This is a genomic window from Candidatus Hydrogenedentota bacterium, assembly GCA_035450225.1.
Taxonomy (GTDB): Bacteria; Hydrogenedentota; Hydrogenedentia; order Hydrogenedentales; family SLHB01; genus DSVR01.
Window position 1 is genome coordinate 43,319 of sequence record DAOTMJ010000024.1, and the last position, 21,358, is coordinate 64,676.

At 59.6% G+C, this 21,358-nt stretch carries 16 protein-coding genes and 1 pseudogene; 7 read left to right on the forward strand and 10 right to left on the reverse strand.

Features of this window, described 5'->3' with window-relative positions; translation table 11 throughout:
* Positions 1-117 precede the first annotated feature (117 nt).
* From P5540_13190 to P5540_13215, 6 genes are all read left to right on the forward strand, one after another.
* Positions 118-552 carry a hypothetical protein gene (locus tag P5540_13190; GenBank protein ID HRT65770.1) on the forward strand — a complete coding sequence of 145 codons (435 nt, stop codon included), beginning with the start codon at positions 118-120 and terminating at the stop codon, positions 550-552.
* A complete protein-coding gene (locus P5540_13195; protein HRT65771.1) occupies positions 549-1,547 on the forward strand; it encodes a GHMP kinase in 999 nt (332 codons plus the stop codon). The genes P5540_13190 and P5540_13195 overlap by 4 nt, the downstream gene beginning before the upstream one ends.
* A gap of 231 nt (positions 1,548-1,778) precedes the next feature.
* Positions 1,779-2,144 (forward strand): four helix bundle protein, encoded by a 366-nt coding sequence (locus tag P5540_13200; GenBank protein ID HRT65772.1) that lies wholly within the window; start codon positions 1,779-1,781, stop codon positions 2,142-2,144.
* Between the two features lie 38 nt (positions 2,145-2,182).
* Complete coding sequence (locus tag P5540_13205) at positions 2,183-3,427, forward strand: DegT/DnrJ/EryC1/StrS family aminotransferase (protein HRT65773.1); 1,245 nt, start codon at positions 2,183-2,185, stop codon at positions 3,425-3,427.
* Positions 3,428-3,781: 354 nt separating this feature from the next.
* Positions 3,782-6,328: an aminotransferase class III-fold pyridoxal phosphate-dependent enzyme gene (locus P5540_13210; protein ID HRT65774.1), complete on the forward strand. Its 2,547-nt coding sequence runs from the start codon at positions 3,782-3,784 to the stop codon at positions 6,326-6,328.
* A gap of 150 nt (positions 6,329-6,478) precedes the next feature.
* Complete coding sequence (locus tag P5540_13215) at positions 6,479-7,741, forward strand: alcohol dehydrogenase catalytic domain-containing protein (protein HRT65775.1); 1,263 nt, start codon at positions 6,479-6,481, stop codon at positions 7,739-7,741.
* On the opposite strand, the gene P5540_13220 is transcribed toward P5540_13215, so the two are convergent.
* Positions 7,681-8,628, reverse strand: a complete 948-nt coding sequence (locus P5540_13220; protein ID HRT65776.1) for a glycosyltransferase family 2 protein — start codon at positions 8,626-8,628, stop codon at positions 7,681-7,683. The genes P5540_13215 and P5540_13220 overlap by 61 nt on opposite strands.
* 209 nt (positions 8,629-8,837) lie before the next feature.
* On the opposite strand from P5540_13220, the gene P5540_13225 reads away from it, so the two are divergent.
* A complete protein-coding gene (locus P5540_13225) occupies positions 8,838-10,853 on the forward strand; it encodes a DUF5107 domain-containing protein (GenBank protein HRT65777.1) in 2,016 nt (671 codons plus the stop codon).
* Between the two features lie 10 nt (positions 10,854-10,863).
* Here the strand turns inward: P5540_13225 and P5540_13230 are convergent, their stop codons facing one another.
* The 9 genes and pseudogenes from P5540_13230 to P5540_13270 all read right to left on the reverse strand — a co-directional run bounded on the left by P5540_13230 (position 10,864) and on the right by P5540_13270 (position 21,355).
* Complete coding sequence (locus tag P5540_13230) at positions 10,864-11,730, reverse strand: carbohydrate ABC transporter permease (GenBank protein ID HRT65778.1); 867 nt, start codon at positions 11,728-11,730, stop codon at positions 10,864-10,866.
* Positions 11,727-12,668 carry a sugar ABC transporter permease gene (locus P5540_13235; GenBank protein HRT65779.1) on the reverse strand — a complete coding sequence of 314 codons (942 nt, stop codon included), beginning with the start codon at positions 12,666-12,668 and terminating at the stop codon, positions 11,727-11,729. Before P5540_13235 ends, P5540_13230 begins: the two co-directional genes overlap by 4 nt.
* Before the next feature lie 456 nt (positions 12,669-13,124).
* Positions 13,125-14,039, reverse strand: a pseudogene (locus P5540_13240) (sugar ABC transporter substrate-binding protein).
* Positions 14,040-14,406: 367 nt separating this feature from the next.
* Entirely contained in the window at positions 14,407-15,132 is a 726-nt protein-coding gene (locus tag P5540_13245) for a sugar phosphate isomerase/epimerase (GenBank protein HRT65780.1), read from the reverse strand.
* A 305-nt stretch (positions 15,133-15,437) separates the two neighbouring features.
* A complete protein-coding gene (locus P5540_13250) occupies positions 15,438-16,415 on the reverse strand; it encodes a dipeptide ABC transporter ATP-binding protein (GenBank protein HRT65781.1) in 978 nt (325 codons plus the stop codon).
* On the reverse strand, positions 16,408-17,394 hold the full coding sequence (locus P5540_13255; protein HRT65782.1) for an ABC transporter ATP-binding protein: 987 nt from the start codon (positions 17,392-17,394) through the stop codon (positions 16,408-16,410). The genes P5540_13250 and P5540_13255 overlap by 8 nt, the downstream gene beginning before the upstream one ends.
* Positions 17,395-17,614: 220 nt before the next feature.
* Positions 17,615-18,607, reverse strand: coding sequence for an ABC transporter permease (locus P5540_13260; protein ID HRT65783.1), 993 nt, complete (start codon positions 18,605-18,607; stop codon positions 17,615-17,617).
* Positions 18,604-19,599, reverse strand: a complete 996-nt coding sequence (locus tag P5540_13265) for an ABC transporter permease (protein HRT65784.1) — start codon at positions 19,597-19,599, stop codon at positions 18,604-18,606. The genes P5540_13260 and P5540_13265 overlap by 4 nt, the downstream gene beginning before the upstream one ends.
* A 316-nt stretch (positions 19,600-19,915) precedes the next feature.
* Positions 19,916-21,355, reverse strand: a complete 1,440-nt coding sequence (locus P5540_13270) for a sulfatase (GenBank protein ID HRT65785.1) — start codon at positions 21,353-21,355, stop codon at positions 19,916-19,918.
* Positions 21,356-21,358 lie beyond the last annotated feature (3 nt).

Sequence of the window (21,358 nt, forward strand, 5' to 3'; positions counted from 1 at the left end):
GAATGCACGGTTCCGGAAGTTGATCGTCTTTCATTTGTTGGGCTATACCCTGTTCGTAAAGATTCATAAACGGCAAAGCTAATGACTGCGGCGACTCAAACGAGACAGAGAGCCGGTTTGACGGCGCGAATGGCCCAGGCGGCATTTATCGGGATTTTTTTCGCGCCCGTGGCCGGCGCATTGGCCGGAACGCTGGCGGAAGCCGCGCGTTATTGGAACGCCGAACCCAACGGAACATGGTTGGTGCCCGTACTGATGGGTCTCAGCGGCGGATTTCTGCGAGGCAGCGTTACGGGGCTGCTACTGGGCATCTTCAATGGATGGGCGCTGGGCGGCATGTCCCTCGGACGCGGCACGGGCGTCTTGTTTGCGGCGGTGCTGTTTGCGTCATTGTTGGGCGCGGCCCTGCTATCCATTCCCGGTCATGCGAGTGAACCGGGCGCCGGCAATATGTCCGTCATCTCCGCTTTCCTTGGATGGATTGGCGGAGAATCCGTCATCATGGCGGTCTTGCTCTATGACCGGTTCGCTGCAAGGAGAAAAACATCATGATCTGCGAAGCCACGGCCTATGCGCGGGCAGGATTGGTCGGCAACCCATCGGATGGATATTTCGGAAAAACCATTAGTTTTGCCATGCGCGATTTTTCCGCGAAAGTGACGTTGTACGAGAGTCCGGAATTGGAGATCGTTCCCAGTTTTCAAGATCGTTTCAAGTACGCTTCGATGCGCGAAATGCGCGAGGACGTCAAGGTCCAGGGATATTACGGCGGCATCCGTCTCATGAAGGCGACCGTCTGTAAATTTCTGGATTATTGCGAAAAAAACCGCATCCGGCTGCACGACCGGAACTTCTCGATACGCTACCGCTCGACGATTCCGCAGCGGGTGGGCTTGGCCGGATCGAGCGCGCTGGTCACGGCGACACTGCGCTGTCTGATGGAATTCTACGAGGTGGATATCCCGAAGGAAATCCAGCCGAACCTGACGCTGAGCGTCGAACAAGACGAACTCGGCATCGCCGCCGGCCTTCAGGATCGCGTGATTCAAGTCTACGAAGGCCTCGTATTCATGAATTTCGACCGCGAACTGCTGGAAGGCCGCGGATACGGCGAATACGAGGAACTGGACCCGGCGTCGTTGCCGAATCTGTTCATCGCGTACCGCACGGATCTGGCCGAGGGCAGCGAGGTGTTTCACAACAACATCCGCGACCGGTGGCTGGCGGGCGATCCGGCAGTCGTCGAGGCCATGCACGATTTCGCCTCGTATGCGCAGGCGGTCCGTGACCTGCTCGTGGCGGGACGGGGCAATGAGATCGGGCCTTGGATGGACAGGAACTTCGATCGGCGCCGCTCGATTTTCCAACTGGATCCTAAGAACGTGGACATGGTGATGCGTGCGCGATCCGTCGGCGCATCCTGCAAATTCGCGGGTTCCGGCGGCGCGGTCGTCGGATGCTACGAGGACGACGCCATGTACAAGAAACTCGAAGAGGTGTATGCGGAAACCGGCACGGTGATCTTCAAACCGGAGATTGCGTTGTAGGTTAGGAGATAGGAGATAGGAGTTAGGAGATAGGAGTTAGGAGTTAGGAGTTAGGATCTGAGAGGGTGAACGATATCCAGGAGTTAATGCAGTGAACGATATCCTGTCGCTTGTCAGTTTGGCAGCAGGTGTTCGTTTTGACTGGCCCGCAAGACCAGCCGGAATATTGTCAACTTTTTACAACAACAACGCCAAAGCAACTCGCTACACTAACGATCAATGGAAGATATGATGAGAGAACCCGCGAAAAGGTTTACGGATCTGATAGTTTGGCAGAAAGTCCATGCCTTTGTGTTGCAGGTATACTCGGCAACACAAACGTTTCCGAAGGAGGAGCTGTACGGGCTTACATCACAGTTTCGTCGTGCAGCGGTCTCGATAACCGCCAATATTGCAGAAGGATTTCGCAAACAGTCCAAAAGCGACAAAGCCCGGTTCTTGAACATTTCCGAAGGGTCATTGGAGGAATGCCGCTATTATCTGATACTCGCCCACGATCTGGGACTTATGAATAATGACACTCTCTGGGAGCTAAGTGAAGAAGTTGGCCGCCTCCTCAACGGCTACCGCTCGGGAATTCTAACTCCTAACTCCTAACTCCTAACTCCTAACTCCTAACGAAGGAGGTTGACGAAATGGATGCAAAACCGGCACTCGCGATTCATGGCGGCGAGAAGGTGCGGACGGAGCCGATGAAGACGAGCGGTCCACGGTTCGACGAGCAGGAACTCAAGGAACTCAAGGAGGCGCTCGACCAGCAGACGTTGTTCTACTGGTTCGGGGAAAAGGTCAAGACCTTCCGACGACAGTTCGCAGCGATGTACGGGGTCAAACATTGCCACATGGTCACGAGCGGCACGGCGGCGCTGCATGTCGCGACGGCCAGCGTGGGCGTCGGGCCCGGCGACGAAGTCATCACGACGCCGATCACGGATCAGGGGACAATCATTGCGATCCTCGCGCAGGGCGGCGTGCCAATCTTCGCTGACTTGGATCCGCATAATTACGCCGTCACGGCGAAGTCGATTGAGAAGTGCATCACGAAGAAGACGAAGGCGGTCATCGTCGTCCATCTGGCCGGTTCACCCGCCGATATGGATCCTATCCTCCGATTGGCGAAACGGCGCAAAATCAAGGTCATCGAAGATTGCGCCCAGAGTTATCTTTGTTGGTACAAGGGCCGTCTGGCCGGAACGATGGGCGACATCGGCTGCTTTTCGCTGAACGATTTCAAGCATATCAGCGCGGGCGACGCCGGCATGGTGCTGACGAACGACGACGAACTGGCCGGACGCGCCCAGTTGTTTCTCGACAAGGGGTATGCCCGCGACGGTTCCGGGCGGCGTCCGCCCTTTCTCGCGCCGAATTACCGTCCGAGCGAATTGCACGCCGCCGTCGCCATCGCCCAGTTGCGGAAACTTCCGGGCATCGTGGCCCAACGCAACCGGCTGGGCGACCGCTTGACTGCCTCCATCAAAGATGTTCCGGGAATCTTTCCGCACAAGGTGCTGCCCGGATGCAAGGGTTCCTACTGGTTCTATCTGGGCCGCATGGACCCGAAGCGCCTCAAGGTCTCGCGCGACGATTTCGTAAAGGCCGTAGCCGCGGAGGGCGTACCCGTGAGCGGCGGCTACATCGGCAAGATGGTCTATGAATACCCGGTCCTCATGGAACACCGGGCCTTTGAAAACTGCTCGTATCCGTGGGACGGCGTCTACGGCCGCAAGGTCAAGTACGGTCCCGGTCTTTGCCCTGTCGCCGAAGCCATCGAGGCAACCTCATGGCGCGCGCCAATCAACGAGAACATGTCCGAAAAGGACGTGGACGATATTGCCGCGGCCATCCGAAAAGTCGCCTGCTGGCATGAACGAAACGGTTGAAAAATGAGGTGGCGCGCCGTAAGGGTCTTGCGCGCCACACTCGGGCAGAGGGTGAAGCGCCATGAAAGCGCTCCATGGAGGGAAAGATTTATTTCAACGAAATGAGTCCGCTTTTCAGATGATTTTGAGTCATGCCAATTCTTGCCATCATTTAGAGCAACTGCTATGCCACTCCGGATGATAAAGGCGCTTGAGAGTGCATATCCTTGCTGATACATGACTTGACAATCTTCATGATCGGCCGCAACACATGCGTTTATTACATTCCGGTAGTTTTTCGTAAACACGGACTACATCGGAGTAAGATGACCGGAGGAAATCGTCCTGTTTGCAGAGGTGAAAGGCGAGATGAAGGTGGATTCGACGTCACAAAATGAAAAACAACGGATCGAAGAACTTTTTGGCAGGCACATCAACCGATCCCAGATTCGGTATCTTAAGGCCGCGCATCTGGATGTGCTGGAATCGAATCGGACTGGTGTCGGATTCTCGGATGCCGCGACCGGCAAGCGCATGTTCGACTGTTTCACGTCGGCGGGATCGTTCAACGTCTCGCGGCACAATCCGGCCGTCATGCAGGCCCTTGAAGAGGCCGTTTCGACCTTGGACATGGGCACGCACCACCTGTCGAGCGCTCCGAAAATCGCGTTGGCGCGACGGCTCTCGGAACTCGCGCCGGATGATTTGAACGGCGTGTTGTTTGCGGCGGGCGGCGGCGACGCGATCGACTGCGCAATCAAACTGGCGCGCGGCGCGACCGGCCGCGGGCAAATCATTGCGACCATCAAGGCGTATCATGGCCATACGGGGTTTGCGTTGTCCGCCAACGGCAAGGAGTATTACCGCCGCTATTTCGAGCCGCTGATGCCGGGTTTTACATTCGTTCCCTTCAACGACCTCGAAGCCGCCGCGCGTGTCATTTCGCATAAGACCGCCGCCTTCATCCTTGAGCCGGTGCAAGGCGAGGCGGGCATCTTTCCCGCGGAAGACAGTTACCTTCGCGGGCTGCGCCGGCTGTGTGACGAGAACGGCGCGTTGCTCATCTTCGACGAGATCCAGACCGCATTCGGGCGGACGGGCAAACTGTTCGCCTGCGAGCATTCGCGCGTGACGCCCGACATCATGACGGTGGCCAAGTCGCTGAGCGGGGCGTTGTATCCCAATGCCGCCGTGTTGTACCGCGACATTCCGCGCCTGACGGATTTCGTCGGCGCGCATCCGGACTTTCACGAGACGTACAGCGGCGGATCGGACATCGCGTGCCATGTGTCGCTGCGCGTCCTCGATTATCTCGTCGAGCACAGGTTGTGGGAAAATGCGGAACGCATGGGCGCCCGGCTGCGCGGCGCGCTCGAAGAACTGATGCAACAGCAGCCCAAGGTGATCAAGGCCGTTCGCGGCCTCGGCCTGATGATCGGCATCGAATATCAGCACGAGTTCATGGGCCCCATGATGGCCGACGCGCTTGCGCGGCACGGCGTCTTCGCGGTTTATTCGGGCAATGCGCCGCAAGTCATGCGTTTCATGCCGCCCATTACCATCAACGACGAGGAGATGGACGCCGTCATCGCGGCGATTCGCGCCGCCGTGCGGGACATGCGCAGAATGCTGCCGTTTGCGCGCGCCGCCGCACGCATTCCCGGCATGCTCAATCTCCTGAACAACGAACGCGTTCAAATCGGCCTGTTCGGATTTCTGCGCCGTTTCGAGCGCGCCGCCATTCCCGAAACGCCTGCCGGGGTTCTTTCCAAAGAAACGGAAAGTGTCCGTAATTCCGGAGAATTGAGCAAGGCGTCCCCGGAATTCCCGGGATTGGACGCGTATAGTTCGGCGGGGACCTTCAATCTTGGACGCCGGCCGCCCGAACTGGCCGCCGAACTCGTACAGGCGATGCGAGAGACCGACATCGGCAACTTCCCCATGATCTCGAAAGAGAAAGCCTTCCTCGCGCGCGACCTCGCGGCGTTCTGCGGCGGCGCGCTCGAATGCTGCGTGTTCGGCGTTATGCGCGGCGAACCCATGGAGGCGGCCTGCAAGATCGCGCGCGGCCATACGGGGCGTCCTCGACTGGTCGCCGCCGGCAACGGCTGGCACGGGCACACCGGTTTCGCCCTTTCGCTATCGGACATCCCCGGCAAATCGCGGTACGAGCCGCTCATGCCCGATGTGCACATCGTTCCCTTTGGCGACACCGACGCCGCGCTGAACGCAATAGACTATCGCACGGCCGCGTTCGTCATCGAACCGGTCCAGGTCGAGAATCATTGCCGGGTCGCCTCCGCCGAATATCTTCACGCCGTGGCCAAGGCCTGCCGCGACCACGGCACACTGCTGGTTGTGGACGAAACCCAGACCGGATTCGGGCGCACGGGCCGAAAATTCGCGTTCGAGGCGTCCGGCATTCAACCCGACATGGTGTTGCTTGGCGAGGCGTTGGGCGGCGGAATGTTTCCCATTACGGCCACCGTGTTCACGCAGGAGGTCAACCGCTTTCTCAACGCCCACCCGCTGATTCATTTATCCACTTTCGGGGGTGCGGATGTCGGATGCCGCGTGGCGCGAAAGGCCGTCGCGCTCTACGAACGCGAGCAACCGTGGCGCAACGCGGCGGCCATGGGCGAACGCCTCCGACAAGCCTTGCTTCCCCTTGTAAACAAGGAAAACGGCCCCATTCAGGACTTGGCCGGCCTCGGACTCGTGTGGTCGCTCGACCTCGGCACGGTCGCGCGCGCGAACCGTTTCTGCCAGGCGGCATCAAGCGCCGGACTCCTTGTCGTGCCGGGCAAGATCGCCCGCCATACCGTCCCGTTGCGCCCAAGCCTGCTCATCACGGTTGCGGAACTTGACTCCATGATCGAGATTCTGCGAAAGGTGGCCGCGCAATTTGGCGACAAGGAATGACGTGCGGAAGAAAAAATCGCGAAATCCGCCAAGCGGAATGGAACATAGGGAACGAATAGGACTCATGATAAATGGGGTCTGTCTATTTTTCATCGGTCTTATCCGTCCCATGCGTTCTGTCGCGCAAGGCGGTCCAAAACAGTGGCCGGCATGAAAGCCCTCTATTTTGAGAATACGTTATGGAAGGTGGCGGCGCTCAAGGTCGCTGAACGGTTCAATCGCCATGCGGCGCTTGGACCGCTGTCGCCGTTGCGCTACGCGGACATTCCCGAACCGCCATTGCCGAACGAGCGATGGCTGAAAGTCTACAACCGCGCGTGTGGTCTCTGCGGCACGGACATCCACCTCATGTTCATGGACATCGCGCCCGGCAGTTACAGCGCCGCGCTGCCGGGCATTGCGCGCAAGTTTCTCGGACATGAACTCGTCGGCGAGGTCGTGGAAGCCGGTTCAGACGCGGGCTATTTTTCGGCGGGCGACCGCGTGGCGATGCGCATTGACTGGCCGTCATGCAATCAGATGGAGATCAGCCCTCCGTGCGCGGCCTGTGCCGCCGGGCAATACATGCAGTGCGAAAACCTTGGACTCGGATCGTTGCCCATTCAGGACACGGGCGGCGGGTTCTCGCCCTGCATGATCATGCATCGCTCGCAGCCGTATCGCATTCCCGATGCCTTGGACGATGACGCGGCGTTATTGCTCGAACCGCTGGCATGCGCCGCGCACGGCGTCTTGAAGGCGCTGCCTGCGTCCGGGCAGCGCGTCCTTGTTATTGGCGGCGGCACGCTTGGATTGATGACGGCTGCCGCTTCGCGCGCGCTTGCGCCGGACGCGCCCGTCTGGTGCTTGACGCGCTATGCGTTCCAGGCGGACGTTGCCCGTAAACTCGGCGCGGAAATCATCGAAGACGGCGCGGGCGTGTATGAACGCATCGCACGGGCCGGCAACGCGCGGCACGTGCGCGGCATGATGGGCAACGAAATCCTGCTTGGCGGGTTCGATGTCGTCTACGATACCGTCGGCAGCGATTCAAGCCTGCACAACGCGTTGCGCTGGACAAAGGCCGGCGGCCGCCTTGTCCTGATCGGCATCAACTTCAAACCGGGCCGCATGGATTACTCTCCCCTCTGGGCGCGTGAAATAACGGCAACCGGCATCAACTGCCACGGCATCGAGTCCGACGGCCGCCACTCGTTCGACATCGCCGCCGAATTGTTGCAACGCAAGTGCGTCTATCCCGACGATATCATCACGCACCGCTTTCCGGTATCGCGTTATCGCGACGCCGTCAAGGCCTTCCTGAACAAACGCGAATCCAAAGCCATCAAAATCGTGCTCATGCACGAACCTCTTCAGCGCCGGGCCACTTCGGGAATCGGCGCGGCCAAGCCCTTGAGGATGCCCCACGAATAGGGCCAGATGACGAACCATCGCGCGACCCAGCGGGGCAGGGCCTTGCCGATCCCACGGAAAGAAATCACCAAGTAGATCAAGGTACCCAGCAACGGCGCCGCCACAAGCCACGCCCCCCCGCGGTATCCCAGCACCAACGCGGCCATGCCGAGCAGGACCATGCCCGCCAGCACCGGAATCGCGAGGGTATACCACCATAAACCGTCATGCCAACCGGCCGCCCGCATCATCACGACAATGTCCTTGCCCATCATAACGGATTTGCGCCACAGTCCCTTCAGGCTGGTTTCATAGTGGTGCTGCGCGGCAACGCCCTCCTCGAACCAGATGCGGTATCCAGCCTTGCGCAGGGCCTTTGAAATATAAACGTCTTCGGCGGCGCTGTGCCCGCGCAATGGGAGCCAGCCCCCGATATCCCGCAGCACACGGGCGCGGAAATAACTGTTTCCCCCGATGACGCCATCGGTCTCGCCGGTGCTGCGTGTTTCGACAAGGAACCACATGTGATGAAGCCAACTCGCGAAATTGTGCGGCCCGATGGCGGGATGGCGTCCGGTGCCCGCGGCCACGCCACGATACGTGTCAAGCACTTTCTTCGCCAGTTCGACCCACTGCGGCGCCAGCACGCAATCCGCGTCGGTAAAGGCAAGATAATCCGTCGTGCAGGCATTGAGAACGGCGTTGCGGGCCTCGTAGAGTCCCGTGGCGCGGCTCGCCACCACACGCACGTTGTACGGCATGGCCGCCTCGACGGTCGGATCGGATTCGTCATCCACCGCGAGAATCACCTCGTCCGGCGCGACCGTTTGATTCCTTATGCTTTCCAGGCATTCGCCAATCATGTGCTGCGCATTGCGCGCGCATATCGCCAACGTCAACGTCGCCATGGCCGGCTGGTCTCCTTTCCCCTATCGTTCATACTCCACGGCGGCGGGAAAACGCAAGCGCAACCCGATTCTTTCCCCGCAAAGCAAATTAAAAAGTGGTTGCGTTTTACATCTCTCGCCGCATCCCCGCTCCTTGCACATGTAAATCACGGGACTTTATGCGCGGACGCCTTCTTGGTATAGTCTCGCGAAAGACCCGGGAACATGTTATGACGACGCTTCGCATCGAACCCTACGAGATTCCCGCCGCCGCCATCGGACCCGAGAATCCTCTCCCCTGCTTTCGCGGGGCCGATGAGGATTCCCATTTTTCGCTGGACGACGCCCTCACGGAAGAAGATCGCCGTTTTATAGGCTGGCGCACGGCCTTTCGCGTGCTGCCCCACCGAATGCAGGACGGCTATACCCGCGAGAAGACGCCGCGCACGTTCGATTCGATCGTGCTGGAAAACGACGTCCTACGCGCGACGTTTCTGCCGCAACTCGGCGGACGGCTCGTTTCCCTTTTTCACAAACGGGAAAACCGGGAACTCTTGGACCGCAATCCAGTGTTTCAACCCGCGAACCTCGCCCTGCGCAACGCATGGTTCAGCGGCGGCATCGAATGGAACACGACCCTGGTGGGGCATTATTACCTGACGTGTTCACCGGTGTATGCCGCGCGCGTGGAGGGACTCGACGGAGCGCCCGTGCTGCGGTTGTACGAGTGGGATCGCGTCAAATGTTTCCCGTGGCAGATTGATTTTCATCTCCCGCAGGAATCGCCCTGTCTTTATGCCCGTGTGCGGTTGCTAAACCCGCATGATCATGAACTGGCCATGTATTGGTGGACCAACATGGCCGTGCCGGAACGCCCCGGCGGGCGCGTGATCTTTCCCGCCGACACGGCCATCACCCCTTGCGAGGACGGCAAATTCGGCATCGTGCGCCTGCCGTCGGTACGCGGCGAGGACGCGACCTATGCCGCGCGGGTTCCCTTCGCCCAGGAGATGTTCTCGCGCATTCCGGACGGGCAACGACGGTGGGTCGCGCACATTGACGAAGACGGTTCCGGCTTTTTTGAGACGAGCACGGACCGCCTGCGCGGACGCAAGTTTTTCTGTTGGGGCATGAACCCGGGCGGCCGCCGCTGGCAAGCCTTTTTGAGCCGTCCGGGGCAGGCCTATCTTGAAATTCAGGCGGGCTTGGCCCGGACGCAGTTGGAATGCCTGCCCATGCCGGCCCATGCGGAATGGACATGGCTCGAAGCCTTTGGAACCATCCGAACCGATCCCGGGCCGGTGCATGGCGCTGATTACCCGGCGGCGTGGAAGGCGGTTGATACCGTCATCGAACAGATGCTGCCGCGGGCATCCGTGAATGCTTTTTACGAGGCGACGGAAAGCGTGGCGCATCGGCCGCCCACGGCGATTTTACATCATGGTTCGGGCTGGGGTGCGCTCGAACGAAAACGCCTTGCCGGACAGGGCATGGCCGATCCCATTCCGACCGAATGGTTTTTTCCCGAAGAGGACCTGCAATCGGAGCAAGAACCGTGGATGGATCTGCTGGAAAAGGGCGCGTTGCCCGAAACGCCGCCGGAGTCGGATCCGGGGGCATACATGGTCCAGCCGGAATGGCGGACGCTGCTCGAAAAAGCCGTCGAGGCCGGGCGAGGGAACCATTGGCTGGCGTGGTATCACCTTGGGGTCATGCGCATGGAAGACGGCGACATCGCGGGCGCCGAGGAAGCATGGACGCGATCCCTTTCCCGTGCGCCGTCGGGCTGGGCGTACCGGAATCTTGCGGTTGTCCATGAACGCCGGGACAATGCGCACGGGCAGCGTGAAATGCTGAACCGAGCATGGGAAACGGGACCGCGCGTGGCGGCCATCGCCATTGAATACGCCCATGTGCTCCTGCGCGCCAAGGATTACGAGGCGCTTGCCGTCCTGATGGAAACAGCGCCGCCGGAGATCCGCACGCACGAGCGGATGCGGCTTGTGGCGGCCCAAGCCGCGCTGGATTGCGGCGATTTGGACGCGGTTGCACCGGTTTTCGATTACGACTTCGCGACGGTTCGCGAAGGCGAAGTCACCTTGACGGATTTGTGGTTCCAATACCACGAAAAGCGCATCGCCCTTCTGGAGGGAATACCCGTGGACGACGCGCTCCGCCGCCGGATTAAGCGCGAATGCCCGCCCCCGTGGCGCATAGATTTCCGCATGATCCGGGATGTGGACTAGGCGTGTCCGGTTATCCCTTTATGCCCGTCAGGACGATGCCTTTGACGAAATAGCGCTGGGCGGAAAAGAAGAGGATCAGGACGGGCGTCAAAGAGACGAGGCTGGCGGCCATGACGTAATGGGGAAACATGCCCTGGGCGCTTTTGAACATGTAGATGCCGAGGGAAATGGGATATCGCACGTAATCGGACAGATAAATCAGCGGCCCCATGAAATCGTTCCAGATTCCGATGAAACCGAGGATGGTGACGGTCACCAGGGCCGGCTTGGCAAGCGGCAGCATGATCGTGAGCAGGATGCGCGGCTGCGAGCACCCGTCAATCTTCGCGGCGTCTTCAAGGGCGACGGGGATGGTCTTGAAGAACTGGCGCAGCAGAAAAATGTTGAACACGCCGCCGCCGAAATACGCCGGCACAATCAGCGGCAGCCATGTATTGACCCAGCCGAGTTTGTTGAACAAGAGGAATATCGGGATCATCGTTACCTGACCCGGAAGCATCATGGTGCTCAATAGGACGATGAAGAAAAAGTCGCGGAAGGGCCAGCGCAAACGGGCGAAACTATAGCCTACGATCGAAGCGCTGGCCACTTGGCCGAACAGGCTCAAGGTCGTGATGCAGATCGTGTTGATGAAGAACCGGTGGAACGGAAGCACCCGGAAAATATCCGCGAAATTGGACCATTGCGGCGGACGCGGAATCCAGATCCGCGGCACTTTATAGACATCGAGAAAACTTTTCAGGCTGTCGCCGAGCGTAATCAGGAATGGAACGATGAAAATGCACGAGAGGACGATCAACGCCAGGATCCCCATGGCGCGTTCGATGCGTCGTATGGCGCGGACGCTTCCCTTCAATCCGGCCCACTCGCGGCTCATGGCCCCTTCTCCCCTTCGTAGTAGACCCATAACGCGCTGGACTTCACAACGGCCAGGGTCATCACCAGGATGATGGTGAACAGGATCCACGCAAGGGCGCAGGCATAGCCCATGTCGTATTCGACGAACGCCTTTTGGTAGAGGTACAAGACGTAGAAGAGCAGCGACTTGTCCACCCCGCCGGTGCCGTCGGTCATGACGAAGGCCTGCATGAAGACTTGCAGCGAACCGATAAGGCCCATGATGAAATTGAAGTAGATCGTGGGCGTGAGCATGGGCAGCGTGATGTTCCAGAATTTCCGCAGCCGGCGTGCGCCGTCGAGTTCGGCCACCTCGTAGAGTTGATCCGGCACCCCTTGCAGCCCGGCGAGAAAAATCAGCATGCCCGCGCCGCCCGCGCCCCACAGGCTCATGATGATCAACGACGGCTTCGCCCATGCCGGATCCGTCAGCCAGCCGGGTTCGGGCAACTGGAGGAAGGCGAGCAGGCCCGTGGCCACAAGCAGGTTGTTGATTGTGCGAATCGCGCCGTTCAGCGGACCGAACACGGGATTGAAAATGTAGATCCACAGGATGGAGGTGGCCACGCCGCCGACGATGCTTGGTATGTAGAAAACGGTGCGGAACAGGGTAATGCCGCGTATTTTCTGGTTCAGCAGCAGCGCAAGGCCCAACGACACGCTCATGCCCAGCGGAACGGCGAATAGGGCATAGATGAACGTGTTCTTGAGCGCGATCCAGACGTTTGCGTCGCCCGTCAGCGCTTGGGCGTAGTTGTCGAAGCCGACGAATTCGCGGTGCGCCACGGGATCGTAGGGATCCCATTCGCTGAAACTCAGCAACATGCTGAAACAAATCGGAAACAGCGTAAACATGCAGAAGCCGATCATCCACGGCGAGGCGAAAAGAATCCCCCATGCCGCCTCGCCGCGCCCCATCCGGCTACGCACGATATCGCGAAAATCATCCACCTTGTGCCGAAACGCCCGGCGGACGCGCCTGCTGAGGACGAGACCGGCAATCAATAACGCCAGCATCCCCGCAGGCACGAGAAGAAACACCAGCAGGTCGAGCATGCCCGCACGTCCGGTATGCGGTTTGCCTTCCTTGGCGGCGTTCCAACGCGCCAGTTCCTTTTCCAGAACCGCGTTGATATTCTTGTCGAGTTGCGCGGCGGCCTCGTGGGGAAGGATCTTGGCGCGTGAACGGTCGCGCGTGCTGTATTCGGTGTTGAGCAGATTGAACACTTCGGCCATGCCCTGGTCCAGTTCGACGAATTTCGCCGTGGGAGGCGTAATCTTGCCGTACCCGGTCGCCGCGAGTGCAATATCCATGCGGACATCGCTGTCCGGGCGGATGAAGTATTTCTCGACGTCCGCGCGGCGCACGGGGATGCCGCGGCCCATTTTTCCGACGAGTTCCTGGCTCGTGTCGCCGAGCAGGAACTTGATGAAACGCCATGCCTTTTCCTTGTGCGGCGTGCGCGCGTTGATGCTGATGCCGTCCCACGATACCCGCGTGAAGCGGTGGCCGCGCGGCCCTCTGGGAAGGTGCGCGATGTCCCATCGCATGCCGTCCTTGACGCTTTCGAGCGTGACGATCATGTAGGTGCCCGCCAGCGTCATGCCCACGCGCCCCGTCAGCAATTGGACCTCGGACAGCAGTCCTTCCATCTCGCCCGTCCACGCGATGGAATGATCCTTGTATTTCATGTCGTGGATAAATTGAATGCTCTCGCGTCCCTCCGGCGTATTGAACCGGCCTCGCGTTCCCTGCCGGTTCAGCACCTCGCCCCCGAAACACCAGAGAATCGGTTCGAATCCAAGAAAGCCGAATCCAAAATTCGTGCCGAATTGATCCATGCGGCCGTCCCCGTCGAGATCCTTGGTCAACCGCTTCGCGATGGACCGGAAATCGTCCCACGTCCAATCGTCCGAAGGATAGGGAACGCCCGCCGCGTCGAAGATGTCTTTGTTGTAGAAAATCAAAATGACAAGGCCGTCCCATGGCACGCCGCCCTGGAAACCCCGGTAATTGAAACTGTCGAGCGAGGTCGGCAGGAACTCGTCGAGCCGGAGTTCCGCGCGATCGCGCTCGATGTATGGAGCGAGATCCTCGAGATAGCCGCGCACTGCGTAGGCGGGATAGTTCTCGTCGTCCATCAGGATGATGTCCGCGGCGGTATTGCTGACGAGTAGCAGCGGGAGTTTCCGCCCATAATCGCCGGTGATGTACTCGAGTTTGATCTTGACGTCCGGGTTGGCTTCCTCGAATTTCGCCGATACCTGACGGAAAAATTCGAGATCCATGAAATTGCCCCAGAAACTGAAGCGAAGAACGGTCGGCGTGGTCTGGGCGGAAGCGGAACCGGCGTCAACCATGAAGACGGCGATTACGACGCAGGACAACAAGACCGGCAGACGCATCCCGCGGCAAGCGTGAAAAAAGGCGCCCATGCCGCGCAGGGCGCGTCCCGCGAGCCTCATGGGCGATGTGTAACCGGTAATCCGCAATTCACAACCCTCCGCCGGTTACAGGCTGACGCGACGTGGCCGCAATGCCTCAATCAAGAGTACGATTGCCTTGTCCTCAACTACTGTGCGCCACGAACAGAAGTTGCGAGCAAAGAAACCGGCGCGCAGATGATTTTCGGGGTTCCGTCGTGATCCTGGGGATTCAGTCCGCGCAGGCCTTGAACCAGTTTTCGAGCCCGATCTTCATTTCGGGCACGGGGTTTTCCGGGCTGTTTTCGTATTCCATCACGACCGGTCCGTTGAAGCCGATCGCTTTGAGCGCGCGCGCGACCGCCGCCATATCCATGTCGCCCTCGCCCAGGATTTGCTCTTCGCCGCCGAATGTCCAGTCTTTCAGATGCAGCGACAACACGCGCGCGCCGAGTTGTTCGATGACCTCATGCGGCTTTTCGCCTGACCGAATGACATGGCCCGTGTCCACGCATGCGCCGATCAGCGGGTTATGGCCCCTGATGGCGTTCAGGGTGTCGGCCACTTTGTCGTAACGCGCATTCGGCCCGTGGTTGTGGATGGCAATTCCAATGCCGAACTCGTCGCAGAGTTTGTCGAGAATGTCGAAGGAATCCGGCGTCGGATCGGCGGTCAGCGCCTCGATGCCCAAGGCCTTGGCCAATTCGAATTTCTTTCGGTTGGCGGCCTCGTCGGGCCCGAATCCCTCGACCCCGTAGCAGAGCGTCCGGACGTTTTCCTCCCGCAGGCGCTGCTGGACGCGCGCAAACCCTTCATGCGCGGCATCGCACGGAAAATGCACGGAACAATACTCGATATACGGAACGCCCAATTCCTTCAGGCATCGAAGGGATCCCTCGAAATCGAAAGAACGAAAACTGTAACTCTGGGCGCCCGTGCGAAATGGACACGCATTCATGAAAACAACCTCCGCTTGATGGGTCCGTTGTCAGCCTGTGGCCATACTATGCAACCCATGCCCTGCCAGTCAAACGACCGCCATGGGTTCTATGGCGATCAACCAGGACCTTCCAATCCGGCTTCCATAAAAAACAAGAACTTCATGGACAACTTGCGCAACCAATTTAAGTTCCATGATGTAGCAAGTGTAAAACAAGGGGCTTTTAAGCACAAACACGAGCACGTGCACGTGCACAAGTACGAGCAAGAGCACGAGTAAGAGCACAAGCACGAAGAGAAACCGGGTTGTGGGCGCAACTCACGTTAAGACGAAGCGGCATGCACATGGCAGGCGGCGGCATGGCCGGGCGCGACCTCGACGACCGGCGGATAGATCTCGCGGCAAATGCCGATGCAATCCGGGCAACGGGGATGAAAATGGCAGCCGGAAGGCGGACGCAGGGGACTGGGAATGTCGCCTTGGGCCATAGCGCGCCTCTTGCGCGCGACGGGATTCGGTTCCGGGGCGGCGGCCAGCAGGGCGCGCGTGTACGGATGAACGGGCCGCGCGAAAAGTTCCTCGACAGGCGCCGACTCGACAATGCGTCCCAGATACATGACCGCCACATGATCCGAGATATGGCGGACCACGGCGAGATTGTGGCTGATAAAAAGGTACGTCAGGCCCAGTTGCGCCTGGAGATCCGCCATCAGGTTCAGGATTTGCGCCTGAATGGACACGTCCAGCGCCGAGACGGGTTCGTCCGCAACGATCAGGTCGGGTTCGACGGCCAATGCGCGCGCGATGCCGATACGCTGGCGCTGGCCGCCGCTGAACTCGTGCGGATAGCGATCCGCGGCTTCAGCGGACAAACCGACGCGGTCGAGCAGTTCGACCACGCGATCCCGGCGTTTTTCGCCGGGCACGATGTTGTGCGCCGCGATCGCCTCGGCCAGCACCGATTGCACGGTCATGCGGGGATTGAGGGATCCATAGGGATCCTGAAAGATCAACTGCATCCGCTTGCGCAATGTGCGCAGGTTCCCGCGATCGAGGCGCGTAACGTCCACCCCGTCGAATTCCACGCTTCCCGACGTCGGCTCGATCAGGCGCAGCACAAGGCGCCCGGCGGTTGTCTTGCCGCTGCCGCTCTCGCCGACAAGGCTCAGCGTCTTGCCACGCTCGACCTGGAACGAAACGCCATCCACGGCGCGCACGGCGCCCGATACGCGCGCAAAAACTCCCCGGCGCACGGGAAAGTGCTTGATGAGGTCGCGGACGACGAGGATCGGTTCATTCATGCGCCCGCTCCTTGCCATCATATAACCAACATGCCGTGAAATGGCCGGGACCGGTGCCGAAGCGCTCGGGAACACGGCTCCTGCATGACTCCATGCAGCGCGCGCATCGCGTGTGGAAACGGCACCCGTCCGGGAAATGCGTGGCGGCGGGCACCTGGCCGGGTATCGTCTGCAACCGCTCGCGCACGCCGCCCATCTTGGGCAGCGACGCGAACAGGCCGATCGTGTACGGATGTTTCGGATGGGCGAACAATTCGGCGACCGGCGCCTCTTCCACAATCTTTCCGGCATACATGATGGCGACGCGGTCCGCGGTTTCCGCCACAATGCCGAGGTCGTGCGTGATCAGCAGTATGGACATGCCGTTCTCGGCTTGCAATGCGCGCAGCAAGTCGAGAATCTGCGCTTGGATCGTCACGTCAAGCGCGGTTGTCGGTTCGTCGGCAATGAGCAGGCGCGGTTCGCACGCCAGCGCCATGGCGATCATGACGCGCTGCCGCATTCCGCCCGACATTTGATGCGGATAATCGTCTATTCGTTCTTCCGGCGAGGGTATGCCGACCTTGTCGAGAAGTTGGATCGACCGCGTGCGTGCGTCAGCCGCGGATACCCCGCGGTGCAGCCGAATCACGGCTTCAATCTGTTTCCCGATGCGAAATACCGGATTCAATGACGTCATCGGCTCCTGGAAAATCATCGAAATGCGGTTGCCGCGTATCGCGCGCATTTCCGATTCCCGCAAAGCCAACAGGTCCGTGCCTTCCATCGTAATCGAACCGCCGACGATTCGTCCCGGTGGATTCGGAATGAGCCGCAGGAGCGACAGGGCCGTCACGCTTTTCCCGCAACCGCTCTCGCCGACCAGCGCGAGGGTTTCCCCTTCGCCGATCTCGAACGAGACCCCGTCCACGGCTCGGGCATCGCCATCGTCCGTGGCGAAATAGGTCTTCAGATTATGAACGGCTAGCAAGGCAGACACAGCGGAAAGATCCTGTCAAAAACCAACGCGACGACGCCAAGACACAGAGGCAACCAAATGCCGCCACCCGCCGTTTGGCCAATGGGTAGATGCGGATCATACAGTTTTCGGACAAAGCCCAAATGAAGCGTAAGAAGGCAAAGCGCGAAGGAACGGCGCACATGCTCCCCAGAAACTCCGCGCCCCGGCGCCCTTGCGCCTTTGCGTTGATCGTTCCATCTCATTGTTTGAGCCTCGGATCCATGGCGTCGCGCAAGCCTTCGCCCACCAGGTTGAACGCTGTTACGGTAATGAAAATCGCGAACCCCGGAAACGTCACCAGCCACCACGCGCGGTCAACGAATCGCTGAGATTGGGACAGGAGCTCGCCCCAACTGGCCGTGGGGGGCGGCACGCCGAAACCGAGGAAACTCAGCGCCGATTCGGTCAATATCGCGCCGGCCACGCCGAACGTGGCGCTGACCAGCACCGGCGACAACGCGTTCGGCAGCAGGTGGCGGAACATGATCCGCGCGTCGCTCAGGCCGGTCGCTCGCGCGGCCGTTGCGAAATCGCTCTCGCGCAGCCGCATGAATTCGCCGCGGACCAGCCGCGCGACACCCGTCCAGCCGGTGATGCCGATCACGACCATGATGTTGTAGATGCTGGGCGGAAGAAACGCGATGAGCGACAAGATCAAAATGAATGTCGGAAAGCACATGACGATCTCGATAATGCGCTGAACGGCCAGATCGACCACGCCGCCATAGTAGCCGGCAACGGCGCCGACCGCCATGCCGATGACAATCGCAATGCCCACGGCAATGAATCCAACCGACATCGAAATTCGGGCGCCCCAGATCATGCGACTGAGCACGTCGCGTCCACGATCGTCCGTGCCGAGAAGATGCTTCGCCGAAGGCCCTTGCAACCGGTCGCGCAAATTGGAGCGTTCCGGCGCATACGGGATGGGCGGGCGGATGGCGTAATCGGACGGGCCGGGCTGCCATTCGCTGAAATCCATGCCCCGGAGCGATTTGTATTTTATAACGTTTGGAAAAATATACCGTTGGCCGTCCTTGACGAGATAAACCGGTGTTTCGCCCGCGAGAAACGGCGCGGCCAGCGCGACGGCAAACAGGAACAGGATCATGCCCAGCGCAGGCACGGCAAGCCGGTTTTTCCGGAATTGCCGGGCGACCATGCTCCAGTATGTGTTCCGTTTTCGACTCATTCGAACTTTATCCGCGGGTCGGCAATGGCATACAGGATGTCGGAAAGAATCAGCCCCAGCAACGTCAAGAACGCCGAGACGGACAAAATGCCCATGATGAGCGGGTAATCGCGCGAGATAAGCGCCTCGAATCCGAGGCGTCCCATGCCGGGAATCGAAAAAATACTTTCGATGATGAAACTGCCCGCGATTAGCTCCGGAAGAAGCGTTGCGAGCAGGGTAATGATGGGGATCAGGGAATTCCTCATCGCGTACTTGAAAATCACGACTTTCTCGCTGAAACCGTAGGCGCGCGCGGTTCGGATGTAATCCTGCCGGATCACCTCCACCATGCCGGCGCGCGCGAACCGCGACAGCCCGGCAAGTCCGCCGTAGGTCAGACAAAAGACGGGAAGCGCAAGGTGCCATGCGCGATCCGCAATCCATTGCGGCCAAGTAAACGTTTCCGCCCCGAACGAATTCAGCCCATGGATCGGAAACCAGTTGAGGAATTGGCCGCCGCCCAGAAACACGATCAGCAGCATCGCCATCCAGAAACTCGGAACGCTGTACAGGACAAACAGCACAAAGGTGATGAGATAATCGCCCTTTGATCGCTGGTGCGTCGCGGAATACACGCCTATCGGGATCGCCAGAAGATAGACCAGAAACACCGCGATGATTTCAATCTGAAGCGTGACGGGAATCGTTTCGAGAATCTTCGCGCGGACAGGCCGTTGGTCCTTGTATGAATTGCCGAAATCGAGAGTCGCCAGTTTTCCAAGCCACAGCACATACCGCACGAGGATCGGCTTGTCGAGGCCGTACAATTTCTTCGTGTCCTCGATGATCTTCTGCGACATGCTGTCCGAGCCGAGCGCGGCCTCGCCCTTGCGCAGCTTGAGATAAACCGGACTGCCCGGCGCCAGCTGCACAACGAGAAACGTGATCAGGCTGATGCCGATGAACGCCGGCACGATCAGCATGAAACGGCGAATCAGGTATGCGCGCATATAAACGTGTCTATTGGCATTACAACCACAATTTCTTCGGCGCTATGGATTGGACGCCTTTTTCAGGCGGGAGTATATCATGTTGATGCAGTCAGGCAAGCGGCGGGCCTTGTTGTCCGCCGCACGTATCGGCAATGCAAAACAGCCTATTGACAACTGCCGCGATTTCAACAAATCCAGGCAAAGAGCCCCCTTTTTGCCCTATCTTGTCTTTTCACAAATGCCTCCATGACAAAATTCCTGCCTTCCTTTTCACGTATAGGCACACATTTATCACGGTAATAACGTAATGGCGCGTCACAAACCGATCTTTATTTTACGGCTTGTATGGAACCGTTCCATTTTCATCCGTGAGGTAATTCCAGCGTCTGACATAAGTTTCCGCCGGACAAAACTCGTCGCGGGTCTCGTCAAGTCGCCGGCGCAGAGCGGCTTCCAATTGGGCCTGCAATCCGGCGTGTTCCGGGCGTCCGCACAGGTTTTCCATCTGAAACGGATCGCGTTCGTTGTCGAAAAGAAGCCACGGCCCGTCAAGTCCGCGGACATAGGTGTACCGGGTTGTGCGTACACCCCGGTATTCGCGTCCGCCCTGTTTGCGCGTCCATTCGCCAAACGGCGCATAACAGGCAATCAAAGCGCCGTCGGTCTCCGCGGAACGTTCGCCCGGATGGCCCAATAAACTCCGCCCCTCGACCGTCCGTGGAATGTCTATTCCGCACAGGTCCAGCAGGGTCGGCATGATGTCCGGCGTGTTGATGGGCGATTCGACAAGCCCCGGTTTCAACCGCCCGGGATAACGCAAAAGAAAAGGCACCCGGATGGATTCGTCCCATGGGCGTTGCTTGCGGCGTTCGCCATGCGATCCGAGCATGTCGCCGTGATCGGAGGTGAACACAAAGAGGGTGTTTTCCGCGAGTCCCCGTTCCCGCAAGGCGCCAAGCAATTCGCCAATGCACGCATCGAGCGCGGAACAATGCGCATAGTACCCGGCGAGATCCCGCCGCGCTTCCTCCTCCATGCCCGCGGGAACATTGGGCCGAAGAACCAGCGCGCCGGGATCGTACAAGCGCCGAAACTCGTCCGGCGCCGTTTCATAGGGATTGTGCGGCGGTCCCCATGACAGGAACAGGGCGAACGCATCCCCGTCGGTTTCCTCCGCGAGAAACCGTTGCGCCTCGCGCGTCTGGGCCATGGCGTCATAACCGTCCCATGTCCGGGGTGTGGGGTCATCATCCGCGTAATAGCGCGAACGATTGTAGTCATGCGTGCATTCCTGTCCGCGCCAGAACTGGAACCCTTGGCGTCGTTCCGGAGGAATGTAATTCGATCGGCCATGGCCGTCCAAGTGCCATTTCCCAATATAGGCCGTGCGGTATCCGGCCTGCGCGAAAGCCTCCGCAATCGAAGTCTGCGCCGTGCCCAGACAGACATCGTTCAAAAACACCCCATGGGTCAGCGGATAACATCCCGTGAGCAGGCTGGCCCGGTAAGGCGAACAGACCGGGCAACACGAAACGGCATGGGTGAAATTGACGCTTTCGGCCGCAAGCCGGTCGAGATGCGGCGTCCGCACATTCGGATCGCCTGCATATCCGGTGGCCTGCGCGCGCCATTGATCCGCAAACACGAAAACGACGTTCGGCCGCTCGCGCCGGACAGGGCTTCCAACGGTATGGCAGGCCAGCGGCATCGCCGCAGCGGTTCCGGCCAGCGCCGTCAGAAACTGGCGACGTCGAATGTTACGGCTCATGGCCATGAT